Genomic DNA, 15,769 nt, shown 5'->3' on the forward strand with positions numbered 1-15,769 from the left:
GACTGATACACCGCTTTCGCGAGCAAGCCCGCTCCCACATTTAGATTGCGGTGGTTTTGGGGGGGCATGTCATTCATCGGTCTTGCGCACGGGCGGCAAGGTGAAGCCCGATACCGAGCGGCGCAACTGGCTGGCCATTTTGGCCAGGTTGCCAATGCTTTCGGCGGTGGCCGTGGAGCCCGATGAGGTTTGGCTGGTGATCTGCTGGATCACGTTCATGGTCAGGGAGATCTGCCCCGCCGACGAGGTTTGCTGCTGCGCCGCGTTGGAGATGCTCTGGATCAGCGCGGCCAGGGTCTTGGACACCCCTTCGATTTCTTCCAGGGCCACCCCGGCGTCCTGGGCCAGCCGCGCGCCGCGCACCACTTCGGTGGTGGTCTGCTCCATGGAAATCACGGCTTCATTGGTGTCGGTCTGGATCGCCCGCACCAGGTTCTCGATCTGCCGGGTGGCGGCCGACGAGCGCTCGGCCAGGCGCTGCACCTCATCGGCCACCACCGCAAAGCCGCGCCCGGCGTCACCGGCCATGCTCGCCTGGATCGCGGCGTTGAGGGCAAGGATGTTGGTCTGGTCGGCGATATCGTCGATCAGGCTGACAATATCGCCAATTTCCTGGGACGATTCCCCCAGGCGCTTGATGCGTTTGGCGGTGTCCTGGATCTGTTCACGGATGTTGTCCATGCCGTGGATGGTGTTGTGCACCACCTCGTTGCCCTTGTTGGCGATCTCCACCGAACGTTCGGCCACGGCCGAGGACTCGGCGGCGTTGGCCGATACCTGGTCGATGGATTGGGCCATCTGGTTGATCGCCGTGGAGGCTTCGGCGATCTGCTGGGCCTGGTGCTCCGAGGCCTGGGCCAGGTGCATGGCGGTGGCCTGGGTTTCCTGCACCGCACCGGCCACTTCACCGGCAGTGAGGTTGATGGTCGCCACCAGGTCACGCAACTGGTCCACCGAATAGTTGATGGAATCGGCGATGGTGCCGGTGAAGTCTTCGGTCACCGAGGCGGTCACGGTGAGGTCGCCGTCGGCCAGGTCTTCGATTTCGTCCAGCAGGCGCATGATCGCGTTCTGATTGCGTTCGTTTTTCTCGGCGGTTTCGCGCAACTGACGATTGGTCTCGCGCACCATCACCAGGCCGATCAGGATAATCGAGGCCAGCGCCAGCAAGCCCAGGGCATAGCCGCCGATGGTGTCGAGGGTGCGCCCGCCGGCCAGGTTTTCAAAGCCGGTGGCCAGTTGCGAGGCTTCATCGAGCAGGGTCTGCGAGAGGCTGAAGATGTTGCTCGCCGAGGCGCGCACCTGGAACAGTTGTGGCGAGGTTTCGAGGATTTCATCCACGGAGCCGGAGACAAACTCGAACAGCTCGGCAATTTCCGCCAGGCGCGCCCGGGCGTCCGAGTCTTGCACCTCGCTGATCTTCAGGCCGGCACTGCCCTGGAGCATACCGGCCAGGACCTGGCCAAAACGGTTGGCGTCGCGGCCAAAGGCGTCGGCGGCCTTGACCGCCGTGTCATCTCCCGCCAGCACCGTGTTGACCGCTCCCAGGATGCGCTCGGCCAATAGCGACTGGCGCTGGGCCACCGCCACCTGGCTGGCGGGCGCGCCGCGCTGCAGCAGGATCTCGACGACCTTTTCCGACTCGATCTGTAATTGCGGCACGGTTTCGGCCAGGGTCGCCGCCACTTGATGCAGGGACAGCACCGTCTGCTCGCTGGCCAGGATCACGTCGGTGTTCTTCAGCAAGGCTTCCCAGTCATGCTGCACGGCGCGCATTTCGCTGCGCACGGCAGCGGGTGCCGCGGGCAGGCCGGTGGCCGGGTCGCCTTTTTTCAGGTAACCCCAGCGCTGGGCAAAATCATTGCGCGCCTCACTCAGCAGCTTGAACGCGGCGGCCTTGCCGGCGGCGGCCTCCGTGGCGTTCTTGGCAATGCGCTGGGACAGCACCCGCAGCTCGCCGGCGTGGCCGATGTACTGCTTGTCGTAGGTGGACTGGGTGTTGAGGTACGCGAAGTTGGCGAACAGCAGCATGATGAAGATGATCAGCGCGATAAACAGCACGATGATCTGCGAACGGCTACGGGAGGCTTCCTGCGGTTTGACGGGGGTGGCGGTGCTCATGCGGCAACATCCAGAAAGCCCGGGGCCTGGGCCAGGGCGAAGGGGCTGAAGACCTGCCACAGCGGGTCGCCGCTGAACTGGCCTTGGATAAACGCGGCGCTGGCGGCGGGCACGCTGGCCGATGCCGGAAGCAGCAGGTCCTGGGCAAAGTGTTGCAGGCCGACCACTTCATCCACCAGCAGGCCGACAAAGGTGTCTTCGTGCTCGATCACCAGCACCCGGCGCTGCTTGCGCGCCGCCGACAGCTCATAGCCGAAAAACCCACACAGGTTGATCACCGGCAGCAAGCGCCCGCGCAGGTTGGCCACGCCCCTGACCCAGGGCTTGACCCCCGGCATCAAGGTGCAGCGCGGTTCATGCAGCACCTCGGCGACTTCGCCCATGGGCGCCACATACCAATGCCCGCCCAGGCGAAAGCCGATGCCGCTCCAGCTGTGCGACCGGGTTTCCTGGGACGGCAAATCAGCGGCCAGCAGGCGGCAGCGGCGATCGATGTCCAGCAGCAGCTCAAAGGCGGTTTGCGACTCGGTCATGGGAACGTGCCGTCAGGGTTTGAGCACCGAGTTCAGGACTTCAATCAGCTTGTCTTCTTCCACCGGCTTGGTCAGGTACGCCTTGGCCCCTTGGCGCGCGCCCCAGATCTTGTCGGTTTCCTGGTCCTTGGTGGTGACGATGATGATCGGGATACCGCTGGTTTCCGGTTCCTTGGACAATTGGCGCGTGGCCTGGAAGCCATTGAGGCCGGGCATGACGATATCCATCAAGACGGCGTCGGGCTTCTCCTGGCGGGCCAGGGCAACGCCATCGGCACCGTTTTCGGCCTTGAGGACCTGGTGACCGTGCTTTTCCAGCATGCCGGTCAGTTTGTACATTTCAGTCGGCGAATCGTCGACGATCAGAACACGTGCCATGGTTTTCCCCACTACATTGGTTGACGCAAGCCCCGGGGGCTGGGTCAATGTGCTTGTTCTACTGCAGCGAAACCCGGCACATAGGCCTTGATCGCACTCAGCAGTTCTTCCTTGCTGAAAGGCTTGGTCAAAAATTGATCGACGCCGACGATGCGCCCCTTGGCTTTGTCGAACAGGCCGTCCCTGGACGAGAGCATGATCACCGGAATGGCCTTGAACGCCGGGTTGTTCTTGACCAGGGCGCAGGTCTGATAGCCATCCAGGCGCGGCATCATGATGTCGACAAAGATAATGTGCGGGTGGTGGTCAACGATCCTGGCCAGGGCATCAAAACCGTCGATGGCCGTGATGACTTCGCACCCCACGTTCTTCAACAGCGTTTCAGCGGTGCGGCGAATCGTTTTCGAATCGTCGATCACCATCACTTTCAAGGCGTTGGAATGCTGTTCCATATCTGCTCTACCATCGCCACAGCGAATCGGTTTTCGGTGTGTACTGCCGGGTGCGGCCTGGGACCAGCGCCAAAACCCTTGCCGTGCAAGGGCCGACACGCCATGGCAGCCTTTTTAGCACAGACTGGGAAGGCAATCTATCGGCCGACCGGCAAGGTGGTTTTTCCTTGACCCACAACAGCCGCAGCGCCACTCTGACGCCACTTTTATGCGCCCTTATTTGTTAGAGGAATTCCCCATGAGCGTTCGCGTCGGCATTGTCATGGACCCTATCGCCAGCATCTCCTATAAAAAGGATAGCTCGCTGGCCATGCTGCTCGCCGCCCAGGCCCGCGGCTGGACCCTGTTCTATATGGAGCAGCGCGACCTTTACCAGGGCGACGGCGAGGCGCGGGCGCGGATGCGCCCCTTGCAGGTGTTCGCCAACCCAGAGAAGTGGTTTGAGCTGCAAGACGAGATCGACAGCCCCCTGAGCGACCTGGACGTGATCCTGATGCGCAAGGATCCGCCGTTCGACATGGAGTTCGTCTACTCCACCTACCTGCTGGAGCAGGCCGAGCGCGCCGGCGTGCTGATCGTCAACAAGCCGCAGAGCCTGCGCGACTGCAACGAAAAGCTGTTCGCCACCCTGTTCCCGCAGTGCACGCCACCGACCGTGGTCAGCCGCCGCGCCGATGTATTGCGTGAATTTGCCGCCAAGCATGGCGATGTGATCCTCAAGCCGCTGGACGGCATGGGCGGCACCTCGATCTTCCGTCACCGCGCGGGCGACCCGAACCTGTCGGTGATCCTTGAGACCCTGACCGCCCTCGGCACCCAGCAGATCATGGGCCAGGCCTACCTGCCAGCGATCAAGGACGGCGACAAGCGCATCCTGATGATCGACGGCGAGCCGGTGGATTACTGCCTGGCACGCATCCCGGCGGCCGGCGAGACCCGTGGCAACCTCGCGGCCGGTGGTCGTGGCGAAGCCCGCCCGCTAAGCGACAAGGACCGCTGGATCGCCGCCCAGGTTGGCCCAACCCTGCGGGAAAAGGGCCTGCTGTTTGTAGGCCTTGACGTAATTGGCGAGCACCTGACCGAAATCAACGTGACCAGTCCCACCTGTATCCGCGAAATAGACAACGCGTTCGGCACCAATATCGGCGAAATGCTCATGGCAGCAATTGCCGACAAGCTACAAGCCAAGTGACATAGAACAGCCAGATGTAAACCAACATTGCGCTATCATGCGCCACCCGTGAGACGCGCGATGTTGGTTTTCCTGTTATGACGCTTCCGTCCGACCTGCCCCCCCAATTCACCCATAGCGGCGTACGCCCGGCTGATCGGCTCGGATTTACCCTGTTCCTGGCAGCGCTGATTCATTTGGCGTTGATCCTTGGCCTGGGCTTCACCTTCGTCGAACCCCAGCAGATCAGCAAAACCCTGGAAATCACCCTCGCCACCTTCAAAAGTGAAAAAAAGCCCGAAAAGGCTGACTTCCTGGCCCAGGACAATCAGCAGGGCAGCGGCACCCTGGATAAAAAGGCGGTGCCCAAGACCACCGAAGTGGCGCCCTTCCAGGACAACAAGATCAATAAGGTCACCCCGCCTCCAGCGGCCAAGCCTGAGGTCAAGCAGGCCGCGCCCAAGGCCGCCGTCGCCACCGTTGCGCCAAAACCCCAGAAGGCCGTGACCCAGCGCGAAGCCGTGAAGACCGAGCCTACGCCAAGCAAACCCGCCCCCACATTTGACAGCTCGCAGCTTTCCAGCGAAATCTCCAGCCTGGAAGCCGAACTGGCCAACGAACAACAGCTGTACGCCAAGCGCCCGCGCATCTACCGGCTCAATGCCGCCTCCACCATGCGCGACAAAGGCGCCTGGTATAAGGACGAATGGCGCAAGAAGGTCGAGCGCATCGGCAACTTGAACTACCCGGACGAGGCCCGTCGCCAGCAGATCTACGGCAACTTGCGCCTGCTGGTGTCGATCAACCGCGACGGCTCCCTGTATGAAGTGCTGGTGCTGGAGTCCTCCGGCCAGCCATTGCTGGACCAGGCGGCGCAACGCATCGTGCGCCTGGCTGCACCGTTCGCCCCGTTTACCGGCGACCTGAACGATATCGACCGCCTGGAAATCATCCGCACCTGGCGTTTTGCCAAAGGCGACCGGCTTTCCAGCAACTGACCACTGCAAGCTCGCGCCTACACGGGAAACAAATCCGCTAACCGTATTCCTACACATCCCCAGCTTGTCAGTTCGCCCCTCCAACGCCACACTAGCGGACATGAAAAATGTCAGCCCGACTTACCTCAAGCACCAATTCCTGATCGCCATGCCCCATATGGCCGACCCGAACTTTGCGCACACCTTGACCTATATCGTCGAGCACACGGCCAATGGCGCCATGGGGCTGGTGGTCAACCGCCCGCAAAGCCTGAACCTGGCGGATATCCTTGAGCAACTGCGCCCGGAGATCGACCCGCCCGCCAGTTGCCAGGCAGTGCCGATCTATTTCGGCGGCCCGGTGCAGACGGACCGGGGTTTCGTGCTGCATCCCAGCGGCCCGACGTTCCAGGCCACTGTCGACCTGGAGGGCGTGTCGCTGTCCACCTCCCAGGACGTGCTGTTTGCCATCGCCGATGGCGTCGGCCCGCAGCAGAGCCTGATTACCCTGGGCTACGCGGGCTGGGAAGCCGGGCAACTGGAAGAAGAACTGGCCAACAATGCCTGGCTGACCTGCCCGTTCGATGCCGACATTCTGTTCAATACCGCCAGCGAACTGCGCCTGAATGCCGCGGCCAAGCAGTTGGGGGTCAACCTCAACCTGCTGACCAGCCAGGCGGGGCACGCCTGATGGCCTTGCGACTGATCCTCGGGTTTGACTACGGCACCAAGCAGATCGGCGTGGCCGTGGGCCAGGTCATCACCGGCCAGGCCCGCGAGCTGTGTACCTTGAAGGCGCAAAACGGCATTCCGGACTGGAATCAGGTCGAAGCCCTGATCAAGGAATGGAAGCCCGACGCGGTGGTGGTCGGCCTGCCGCTGAACATGGACGGCACCCCCAGCGACATGTGCCTGCGTGCCGAAAAGTTCGCCCGTCGCCTCAATGGCCGCTACAACCTGCCCTTCTATACCCACGATGAGCGCCTGACGACCTTCGAGGCCAAGGGTGAGCGCCGCGACCGTGGCGGGCAGAAAGGCAGCTACCGCGACAACCCGGTCGACGCCATTGCCGCCGCCTTGCTGTTGCAGGGCTGGCTGGATGAAAACACTGCTTTATTTGAATCCTGACTGACGCGGCTTGCCGCGTCTTCTTACGTTTGAGCCCGGACTTTGTCAGCGTCACGCTGGCCGAGCCCTTGAAGGAGCCACCATGAGCCTGCCCAATCCCGCCGAACTGATCAGCCAGATGGCGATTCGCCTCAAGGCCCATCTGCAACACCGCGCCATCAGCGAGCCGCGCTTCATCGGCATCCGCACCGGCGGTGTGTGGGTCGCCCAGGCGTTGCTGCAAGAGCTGGGCAGTGACTCGCCCCTGGGCACCCTGGACGTGTCCTTCTACCGCGATGACTTCAGCCAGAACGGCCTGCACCCACAAGTGCGCCCGTCAGCCCTGCCGTTCGAGATCGAAGGCCAGCACCTAGTGCTGATTGATGACGTGCTGATGAGCGGCCGCACCATCCGGGCCGCCATGAACGAGCTGTTCGACTACGGCCGCCCGGCCAGCATCACCCTGGTCTGCCTGCTAGACCTCGAGGCTGGCGAACTGCCGATCAGCCCGGATGTGGTGGGCGCGACCCTGTCGCTTTCAGCCCTGCAGCGGGTAAAATTGTCCGGTCCCACGCCGCTCGAACTCGAACTGCAAGACCTCGCCCTTTAAACCGCCTTGTAAAGAGTCCCCGCGATGACGCCTCTAGATGCCAAGCGCCCGCTGCAGCTCAACGCTCAGGGCCAGCTGCAACACTTCCTGTCCCTCGACGGCCTGCCCCGCGAATTGCTCACCGAAATCCTCGACACTGCCGACTCGTTCCTTGAAGTCGGCGGCCGAGCGGTGAAGAAAGTCCCGCTGCTGCGCGGCAAAACCATTTGCAACGTGTTCTTCGAGAACTCGACGCGCACCCGCACCACCTTCGAACTGGCAGCCCAGCGCCTGTCAGCCGACGTGATCACCCTGAACGTCTCCACCTCGTCGGCGAGCAAGGGCGAAACCCTGCTCGACACCCTGCGTAACCTGGAGGCCATGGCGGCCGACATGTTCGTGGTGCGTCATGGCGACTCGGGCGCGGCGCACTTTATCGCCGAGCACGTGTGCCCGCAGGTGGCGATCATCAACGGCGGCGATGGCCGCCACGCCCACCCGACCCAGGGCATGCTCGACATGCTCACCATCCGTCGGCACAAGGGTGGCTTTGAAAACCTCTCGGTGGCCATCGTCGGCGATATCCTGCATTCGCGGGTAGCGCGCTCGAACATGCTGGCCCTGAAAACCCTGGGCTGCCCGGATATCCGCGTGATTGCACCGAAAACCCTGCTGCCGGTAGGCATCGAGCAATACGGGGTGAAGGTCTACACCGACATGGCCACGGGCCTGAAGGATGTGGACGTGGTGATCATGCTGCGCCTGCAACGCGAGCGCATGGCCGGTGGCCTGCTGCCCAGCGAAGGCGAGTTCTACCGCCTGTTCGGCCTGACCACCGCGCGCCTGGCCGGTGCCAAGCCGGATGCCATTGTCATGCACCCCGGCCCGATCAACCGCGGGGTGGAGATTGAGTCGGCGGTGGCCGACGGGCCGCACTCGGTGATTCTCAACCAGGTTACCTACGGCATCGCCGTACGCATGGCCGTGCTGTCCATGGCCATGAGCGGGCAAACCGCCCAACGTCAATTCGAGCAGGAGAACGCCCAGTGAAGCTCAGCATTCTCGGCGCCCGAGTCATCGATCCGGCCAGCGGCCTGGATCAAGTCACTGATCTGCACCTGGAAGCTGGCAAGATCATTGCCATTGGCGCCGCCCCCAGCGGTTTCAGCCCGGTTCAGAGCATCGACGCCAAAGGCCTGGTGGCTGCTCCCGGCCTGGTAGACCTGAACGTCGCCCTGCGCGAGCCGGGCTACAGCCGCAAAGGCAGCATCGCCAGCGAAACCCGCGCCGCCGCTGCCGGCGGTGTCACCAGCCTGTGCTGCCCGCCGCAGACCAAGCCGGTACTGGACACCTCGGCCGTGGCCGAGCTGATCCTCGACCGTGCCCGCGAGGCCGGCAATTGCAAAGTGTTCCCCATCGGCGCCCTGAGCAAAGGCCTGGATGGCGAACAACTGGCTGAGCTGATTGCCCTGCGCGACGCGGGTTGCGTGGCCTTCGGCAATGGCCTGGAAAGCTTCCGCAGCACCCGCACCCTGTGCCGTGCCCTGGAATATGCAGCCACCTTCGACCTGACGGTGATCTTCCACTCCCAGGACCACGACCTGGCTGAAGGCGGCCTGGCCCATGAAGGCCCTACCGCCAGCTTCCTCGGCCTGGCAGGCATCCCGGAAACCGCAGAAACCGTAGCCCTGGCCCGTGACCTGCTGCTGGTGGAACAAAGCGGGGTGCGTGCGCACTTCAGCCAACTGACCAGCGCCCGGGGCGTGGCCCTGATCGCCCAGGCCCAGGCCCGCGGCTTGCCGGTGACCGCCGATGTGGCGTTGTACCAGTTGATTCTGACCGATGAGGCGTTGATCGACTTCTCCAGCCTGTACCACGTGCAACCGCCACTGCGCACCCGCGCCGACCGCGACGGTTTGCGCGCAGCGGTGAAGTCCGGGGTGGTTTCGGCGATCTCCAGCCATCACCAACCCCACGAGCGGGATGCCAAGCTGGCCCCATTTGGCGCGACAGAGCCTGGGATCAGCAGCGTCGAGTTGCTGCTGCCGCTGGCGATGACCCTGGTGGAAGATGGGTTGCTGGACTTGCCAACGCTGCTGGCACGCCTGAGCTCAGGCCCGGCCCAAGCGCTGCGCCTGCCGGCGGGCAAGCTGGCGGTGGGTTCTGCGGCGGACCTGGTGCTGTTTGATCCGGCCAGCTCCACCGTGGCTGGCGAGCAGTGGCTGTCTCGGGGTGAAAACTGCCCATTCATCGGCCATAGCTTGCCGGCGACTGTGCGCTACACCCTGGTGGATGGACGGATCAGCTACCAGGCCTGATCCGCTCTAAAGTGGGCACGGTCAAAAATGTAGGAGCCAGCTTGTGTGGGAGCTGGCTTGCCTGCGATTGCATCACCTCAGTGCCACTGACATACCGAGGTGCCCGCATCGCAGGCAAGCCTGCTCCCACATTTGACCGTGCCCACATGAGCCTAGCCAGGCTTAGCGCCCGCCCAGCCGCTCGGCATTGCGGATCGAAACCTGCGTATTCAGCGTCCAGAAGTCATACAGCACGCCGACCAGGAACAAGCCGCCCGTTACCAGATACAACAGGCCGGTGAGCCATTTGCCCTGATACATGCGGTGCAAGCCAAACACCCCAAGAAACGTCAGAAGAATCCAGGCCACGCTGTACTCGATCGGCCCGGCGGTAAAACGCAGGTCGGCTTCACGGTCCATCGCCGGGATCAGGAACAGGTCGATCAGCCAGCCAATACCCAGCAAACCAAAGGTGAAGAACCAGATCGTCCCGGTCACCGGCTTGCCGTAGTAAAAGCGGTGTGCCCCGGTAAAACCGAAGATCCAGAGCAGGTAACCGATCACCTTGCTATGGGTGTCCTGTTGCGAAACATCCTGTCGATAGGTGTTCATGAATGACCTCTTTAGCCTCGATAGATAAATATTTCTGGTTTCTTTGTGACTTTTTTACAGGCACCCGACGTACGGCAAATGTTATCGTCGCTTCCCTCAAAGCCTTATACCGCCTGACTTGTGTAGGACAATTGCGACAGTTCGTCGCGGTTTTCCTGATTTTGACGTCAAGGTTCAGTCGACAGACGGCCTGAGAAAGACACTAAAAGCTGTTATAAAGTTGCGCGCAAACCAACAAGAGCCTGCCTTATGCGACCATTTTTAAAGACATGGCTAACCATTTGCCTATTGATGCCACTGGCCGCCCACGCCACCAATCGTGAGCAACGACTTCCGAACGTTAATGGTTTTACCCCTAAAGTTCACGCCACTACCACCTCCGCCAAATCGGCAAAGCTCACCGTCAAGCGCCCGACTCAGCTGAGCAAGGCCAACGTTAAAGCAGTTCCGGGCCTGGTAGCGAGCAATAACCAGCAAAGCAGCAAAGTCTTGAGCCGTGCCGTCAACGTGCTCGGTACCCCTTATCGTTGGGGCGGCAGTAGCCCAAGTAAAGGCTTTGATTGCAGCGGCCTGGTGAAATACGCCTTCAATGATGTGGCTGCAGTGGATTTGCCACGCACCTCCAACGCCATGGCCAGCGGCCACGGGCAGAAGGTCGATCGCAAGGATCTGAAGCCCGGCGACCTGTTGTTCTTCAAGCTCAAGAGCCGCCAGGTCAACCATGTTGCCATCTACCTGGGCAACGACCGCTTTATCCACGCACCGCGCCGTGGCAAGTCGGTCAGCATCGACACCCTGAAAAAGCCGTTCTGGAACAAGAACTACGTGATTGCCAAGCGCGTGCTGCCCAAAGAGCAGAACAACCTGCGGATTGTGCAGCGCTGACAGTAAATGCAAATGTGAATGCTGGCTTGTGTGGGAGCTGGCTTGCCTGCGATAGCATCACCTCAGTGTGACTGACACACCGAGTTGCCTGCATCGCAGGCAAGCCAGCTCCCACATCCTATATATCTGCGGGCACCCGCGCCTGCTCCCGGGCATCTTCAAGCCTGACCAGTCCCTGACTGACCAACCCCTTCAAGCTCATATCCAACGTCTTCATCCCCAGCGCCCCGCCCGTCTGAATCGCCGAATACAACTGCGCCACCTTGTCCTCGCGGATCAGGTTGCGGATCGCCGGTGTGCCGAGCATGATTTCATGGGCCGCCACGCGCCCGCCGCCGACTTTCTTCAGCAACACCTGGGACACCACCGCCTGCAGCGATTCCGAGAGCATCGAGCGGACCATGGCCTTTTCCCCCGCCGGAAACACATCCACCAGCCGATCCACGGTTTTCGCCGCCGAACTGGTGTGCAGGGTGCCGAACACCAAGTGCCCGGTTTCCGCCGCCGTCAGGGCCAGGCGGATGGTTTCCAGGTCGCGCAATTCGCCGACCAGGATCACATCCGGGTCTTCGCGCAACGCCGAACGCAGGGCCGTCGAGAAACTGTGGGTGTCGCGGTGCACCTGGCGTTGGCTGATCAGCGCTTTACGCGGTTCGTGGACAAACTCGATAGGGTCTTCAAGGGTCAGGATGTGCTGCTGACGGGTGCTGTTGAGGTAATCGACCATCGCCGCCAGGGTGGTGGACTTGCCCGAGCCCGTGGCACCAGTCACCAGCACCAGCCCTCTGGGCAATTCGGCGATGCGCCGGAATATGTCCCCCAGCCCCAGGGCTTCCAGGCTCTGAACCCGAGAGGGGATCGCACGGAACACCGCCCCCAGCCCACGGTGCTGGCAGAACACGTTGGCGCGAAAGCGCGCGACGCCAGGCAAATCGAAGGAAAAATCCGTTTCAAGAGATGTTTCGAAATCCTTTTGCTGGTGTTTATGGAGGATCGGGCTGAGCAAGTCCGCTACTTGCGTAGCACTCAGCACCGGCCAATCCAGTGGCAGTACCTCGCCATCGACGCGCATCCTCGGCGCCAAGCCTGCCGACAGATGCAGGTCGGAGGCGCCCTCGCTGACGCTTGCGGCCAGCAGTTCAGTGATGTCCATAGGGCTATCCATTTCCAGTAGAATGCCGCGGACTCCATATCCGCGGGCGCAACTTTAATGTCGACCATAGCAGACAATATCGGCCTGGTTACCGAGCGGATCCGTGCCGCGGCCAAGGCCGTGCAACGCGATGAAACCAGCGTGCACTTGCTGGCCGTGAGCAAGACCAAACCCGCGCAAGCCGTGCGCGAAGCCTACGCCGCCGGGATGCGCGACTTCGGCGAGAACTACTTGCAGGAAGCCCTGGGCAAACAGGCCGATTTAACCGATCTGCCCTTGAGTTGGCACTTCATCGGCCCCATTCAATCGAACAAGACGCGCGCTATCGCCGAGAACTTCGCTTGGGTGCATTCCGTGGACCGCCTGAAAATTGCCCAACGCCTGTCCGAACAACGCCCGGCCGACCTGCCGCCGCTCAATATCTGCATTCAGGTCAATGTCAGTGGCGAAGCCAGCAAGTCCGGCTGTACACCCGCCGACCTGCCAGCGCTGGCCGAGGCGATCCAGGCCCTGCCCCGCTTGAAGCTGCGTGGCCTGATGGCGATCCCCGAGCCCACCGACGACCGGGCACAGCAAGATGCGGCGTTTGCCGCTGTGCGTGACTTGCAAGTGAGCCTGGACCTGGGGCTCGACACACTTTCCATGGGCATGAGCCATGACCTTGAGTCGGCCATTGCCCAAGGGGCCACCTGGGTGCGGATCGGTACCGCGCTGTTTGGTGCCCGCGACTACGGCCAGCCATGAAATGGCTGACTTCCATCTGAGTAAGGACCTGTCATGAGCAGCACGCGTATAGCCTTTATCGGCGCCGGTAACATGGCGGCCAGCCTGATCGGTGGCCTGCGGGCCAAGGGCCTGCAAGCCTCGCAGATTCGCGCCAGCGATCCGGGCGCCGAGACCCGTGCCCGGGTGAGCGCAGAACACGGTATCGAAACCTTCGCCGACAACGCCGAAGCCATCCAGGGCGTCGACGTGATCGTACTGGCGGTCAAGCCACAGGCCATGAAAGCCGTGTGCGAAGCCTTGCGCCCAAGCCTGGCGCCGCAGCAACTGGTGGTGTCGATTGCCGCCGGTATCAACTGCGCCAGCATGAACAACTGGCTCGGCGCCCAGCCCATCGTGCGCTGCATGCCCAACACTCCATCGCTGCTGCGCCAGGGTGTCAGCGGCCTGTACGCCACCGCCCAAGTGAGCGCCGCCCAGCGTGAGCAGGCCCAGGAGCTGTTGTCGGCCGTGGGTGTGGCCCTGTGGCTGGAAGAAGAGCAGCAACTGGACGCCGTCACCGCCGTGTCCGGCAGTGGCCCGGCGTATTTCTTCCTGCTGGTCGAAGCCATGACCGCCGCCGGCGTGAAGTTGGGCCTGCCACGGGAAATCGCTGAGCAACTGACCCAGCAAACCGCCCTCGGCGCCGCACATATGGTGGTCTCCAGCGATGTGGATGCGGCCGAATTGCGTCGTCGCGTGACCTCGCCCAATGGCACCACACAGGCGGCCATCGAATCATTCCAGGCCGGGGGCTTTGAAGCCCTGGTCGAAAAAGCACTGGGTGCCGCCGCGCACCGCTCGGCTGAACTTGCCGAACAACTGGGTCAATAAGGAGCCAATATGATTGGTTTGAACACCGCTGCCGTCTATGTACTGCAAACCCTCGGCAGCCTTTACCTGCTGATCGTGCTGTTGCGCTTTGTCCTGCAACTGGTACGCGCCAACTTCTACAACCCGCTCTGCCAATTCGCCGTGAAGGCCACCCAGCCGCTGCTCAAGCCGCTGCGCCGGGTAATCCCGAGCCTTTTCGGCCTGGACATGTCGTCGCTGGTGCTGGCGATCCTGGTGCAACTGGCGCTGATGGCCCTGACGCTGCTGCTGACCTACGGCACCATGGGCAACTTCCTGCAACTGCTGGTCTGGGCCCTGATCGGCGTGACCGCGCTGTTCCTGAAGATTTTCTTCTTTGCACTGATCATCAGCGTGATCCTGTCCTGGGTCGCACCGGGCAGCCATAACCCTGGCGCCGAACTGGTCAACCAGATCTGCGAACCGGCCCTGGCGCCATTCCGCAAGATCCTGCCGAACCTCGGCGGCCTGGATATCTCGCCGATCCTCGCGTTCATGGTGCTCAAGCTCCTGGACATGCTGGTGATCAACAACCTGGCGGCAATGACCATGATGCCGGACATCCTGCGCTTGCTGATCTGACGACTGTTTGCGGGCTGCGCAGGACAACATGTGGGGGCAGGCAAGCCCCCACATTTTTGTAACTGTGTCTTGAAGTGAATCCATGCAGGCCTTCGCTTGCCGCTAGGCCCCCCGCTCTTTAGACTTACGCCTCATTTAAACGAGAGCAGGGTCGATGCCAACTGCCTTTCCCCCCGATTCTGTTGGACTGGTCGTGCCCCAAGTGGCGCACTTCAGCGAACCCCTGGCCCTGGCCTGCGGGCGGTCGCTGCCAGCCTATGACCTGATCTATGAAACCTACGGTGCGTTGAACGCCACGGCCAGCAACGCCGTGCTGATCTGTCACGCCCTGTCGGGCCATCATCACGCCGCCGGCTACCACAGCGCCGACGAGCGCAAGCCCGGCTGGTGGGACAGCTGCATCGGCCCTGGCAAACCCATCGACACCAACAAGTTCTTTGTGGTCAGCCTGAACAACCTCGGCGGCTGCAACGGCTCCACCGGCCCCAGCAGCCTCAACCCGGAAACCGGCAAGCCGTTTGGCGCCGACTTCCCGGTACTGACCGTGGAAGACTGGGTGCACAGCCAGGCACGCCTGGCCGACCGGCTGGGCATCCAGCAATGGGCAGCGGTGATCGGCGGCAGCCTGGGCGGCATGCAGGCCCTGCAATGGACCATTACCTACCCCGACCGCGTGCGCCATTGCCTGGCCATCGCCTCGGCCCCGAAGTTGTCGGCACAGAACATCGCCTTCAACGAAGTGGCGCGCCAGGCGATCCTCACCGACCCCGAGTTCCACGGCGGTTCATTCCAGGAAGCCGGGGTGATCCCCAAGCGCGGCTTGATGCTGGCGCGGATGGTCGGACATATCACCTACCTGTCGGATGACTCCATGGGCGAAAAATTCGGCCGTGGGCTCAAGAGCGAGAAGCTCAACTACGACTTCCACAGCGTCGAATTCCAGGTCGAAAGCTACCTGCGTTACCAGGGCGAGGAGTTTTCCGGGCGTTTCGACGCCAACACCTACCTGTTGATGACCAAGGCCCTGGACTACTTCGACCCGGCGGCAAACTTTGATGACGACCTGGCGAAGACCTTCGAAGGCGCCACGGCCAAGTTTTGCGTGATGTCGTTCACCACCGACTGGCGCTTCTCGCCGGCCCGTTCGCGGGAGCTGGTGGATGCGCTGATGGCTGCGCGCAAAGACGTCTGCTACCTGGAGATCGACGCACCGCAGGGCCACGATGCCTTCCTGATCCCGATCCCGCGCTATCTGCAGGCCTTCAGCAATTACATGAACCGCATAACTTTGTGAGAAC

General features: G+C 62.2%; 18 protein-coding genes. 12 read left to right on the forward strand and 6 right to left on the reverse strand.

Features of this window, described 5'->3' with window-relative positions:
* Positions 1 to 69: 69 nt before the first annotated feature.
* From JFT44_RS03100 to pilG, 4 genes are read right to left on the reverse strand one after another with little or no spacing between them, the layout of a single operon-like run.
* Entirely contained in the window at positions 70 to 2,121 is a 2,052-nt protein-coding gene (locus tag JFT44_RS03100; RefSeq protein ID WP_057960880.1) for a methyl-accepting chemotaxis protein, read from the reverse strand.
* The gene (locus tag JFT44_RS03105) at positions 2,118 to 2,654 is read right to left on the reverse strand and encodes a chemotaxis protein CheW (protein ID WP_057960881.1); all 537 of its coding nucleotides are present in this window, start codon (positions 2,652 to 2,654) and stop codon (positions 2,118 to 2,120) included. The genes JFT44_RS03100 and JFT44_RS03105 overlap by 4 nt, the downstream gene beginning before the upstream one ends.
* 12 nt (positions 2,655 to 2,666) lie before the next feature.
* Positions 2,667 to 3,032: a twitching motility response regulator PilH gene (pilH, locus tag JFT44_RS03110; protein WP_057440367.1), complete on the reverse strand. Its 366-nt coding sequence runs from the start codon at positions 3,030 to 3,032 to the stop codon at positions 2,667 to 2,669.
* 44 nt (positions 3,033 to 3,076) lie between these two features.
* Positions 3,077 to 3,484, reverse strand: a complete 408-nt coding sequence (gene pilG / locus JFT44_RS03115; protein ID WP_032858786.1) for a twitching motility response regulator PilG — start codon at positions 3,482 to 3,484, stop codon at positions 3,077 to 3,079.
* A gap of 238 nt (positions 3,485 to 3,722) precedes the next feature.
* On the opposite strand from pilG, the gene gshB reads away from it, so the two are divergent.
* The 7 genes from gshB (at position 3,723) to JFT44_RS03150 (ending at position 9,646) form a co-directional block, all read left to right on the forward strand.
* Positions 3,723 to 4,676 carry a glutathione synthase gene (gene gshB / locus JFT44_RS03120; RefSeq protein ID WP_029300457.1) on the forward strand — a complete coding sequence of 318 codons (954 nt, stop codon included), beginning with the start codon at positions 3,723 to 3,725 and terminating at the stop codon, positions 4,674 to 4,676.
* A gap of 77 nt (positions 4,677 to 4,753) precedes the next feature.
* Positions 4,754 to 5,653, forward strand: coding sequence for an energy transducer TonB (locus tag JFT44_RS03125; RefSeq protein WP_115129202.1), 900 nt, complete (start codon positions 4,754 to 4,756; stop codon positions 5,651 to 5,653).
* Between the two features lie 100 nt (positions 5,654 to 5,753).
* Entirely contained in the window at positions 5,754 to 6,323 is a 570-nt protein-coding gene (locus tag JFT44_RS03130; RefSeq protein ID WP_057960883.1) for a YqgE/AlgH family protein, read from the forward strand.
* Entirely contained in the window at positions 6,323 to 6,760 is a 438-nt protein-coding gene (gene ruvX, locus JFT44_RS03135) for a Holliday junction resolvase RuvX (RefSeq protein ID WP_005792259.1), read from the forward strand. The genes JFT44_RS03130 and ruvX overlap by 1 nt, the downstream gene beginning before the upstream one ends.
* An 82-nt stretch (positions 6,761 to 6,842) precedes the next feature.
* A complete protein-coding gene (gene pyrR, locus JFT44_RS03140; RefSeq protein WP_198830348.1) occupies positions 6,843 to 7,349 on the forward strand; it encodes a bifunctional pyr operon transcriptional regulator/uracil phosphoribosyltransferase PyrR in 507 nt (168 codons plus the stop codon).
* A gap of 24 nt (positions 7,350 to 7,373) precedes the next feature.
* Positions 7,374 to 8,378 carry an aspartate carbamoyltransferase catalytic subunit gene (locus tag JFT44_RS03145; RefSeq protein ID WP_057440370.1) on the forward strand — a complete coding sequence of 335 codons (1,005 nt, stop codon included), beginning with the start codon at positions 7,374 to 7,376 and terminating at the stop codon, positions 8,376 to 8,378.
* Positions 8,375 to 9,646: a dihydroorotase gene (locus JFT44_RS03150; RefSeq protein WP_057440371.1), complete on the forward strand. Its 1,272-nt coding sequence runs from the start codon at positions 8,375 to 8,377 to the stop codon at positions 9,644 to 9,646. Before JFT44_RS03145 ends, JFT44_RS03150 begins: the two co-directional genes overlap by 4 nt.
* A gap of 162 nt (positions 9,647 to 9,808) precedes the next feature.
* On the opposite strand, the gene JFT44_RS03155 is transcribed toward JFT44_RS03150, so the two are convergent.
* Entirely contained in the window at positions 9,809 to 10,237 is a 429-nt protein-coding gene (locus JFT44_RS03155) for a TM2 domain-containing protein (protein ID WP_198830349.1), read from the reverse strand.
* 249 nt (positions 10,238 to 10,486) lie between these two features.
* On the opposite strand from JFT44_RS03155, the gene JFT44_RS03160 reads away from it, so the two are divergent.
* Positions 10,487 to 11,122: a C40 family peptidase gene (locus JFT44_RS03160; protein WP_057440373.1), complete on the forward strand. Its 636-nt coding sequence runs from the start codon at positions 10,487 to 10,489 to the stop codon at positions 11,120 to 11,122.
* Positions 11,123 to 11,240: 118 nt separating this feature from the next.
* Here the strand turns inward: JFT44_RS03160 and JFT44_RS03165 are convergent, their stop codons facing one another.
* On the reverse strand, positions 11,241 to 12,275 hold the full coding sequence (locus tag JFT44_RS03165) for a type IV pilus twitching motility protein PilT (protein WP_198830350.1): 1,035 nt from the start codon (positions 12,273 to 12,275) through the stop codon (positions 11,241 to 11,243).
* A 57-nt stretch (positions 12,276 to 12,332) separates the two neighbouring features.
* Here JFT44_RS03165 and JFT44_RS03170 point away from each other — a divergent pair, with 57 nt between their 5' ends.
* From JFT44_RS03170 to JFT44_RS03185, 4 genes are all read left to right on the forward strand, one after another.
* Positions 12,333 to 13,019 (forward strand): YggS family pyridoxal phosphate-dependent enzyme, encoded by a 687-nt coding sequence (locus JFT44_RS03170; protein WP_169960107.1) that lies wholly within the window; start codon positions 12,333 to 12,335, stop codon positions 13,017 to 13,019.
* A 33-nt stretch (positions 13,020 to 13,052) separates the two neighbouring features.
* Entirely contained in the window at positions 13,053 to 13,871 is an 819-nt protein-coding gene (gene proC, locus JFT44_RS03175; protein WP_057440375.1) for a pyrroline-5-carboxylate reductase, read from the forward strand.
* Between the two features lie 9 nt (positions 13,872 to 13,880).
* The gene (locus tag JFT44_RS03180) at positions 13,881 to 14,471 is read left to right on the forward strand and encodes a YggT family protein (RefSeq protein ID WP_057440376.1); all 591 of its coding nucleotides are present in this window, start codon (positions 13,881 to 13,883) and stop codon (positions 14,469 to 14,471) included.
* Between the two features lie 154 nt (positions 14,472 to 14,625).
* Positions 14,626 to 15,765, forward strand: a complete 1,140-nt coding sequence (locus JFT44_RS03185) for a homoserine O-acetyltransferase (RefSeq protein WP_120734289.1) — start codon at positions 14,626 to 14,628, stop codon at positions 15,763 to 15,765.
* Positions 15,766 to 15,769 lie beyond the last annotated feature (4 nt).

It is taken from the genome of Pseudomonas sp. MF5691, assembly GCF_016405645.1.
GTDB classification, from domain to species: Bacteria; Pseudomonadota; Gammaproteobacteria; order Pseudomonadales; family Pseudomonadaceae; genus Aquipseudomonas; species Aquipseudomonas shahriarae.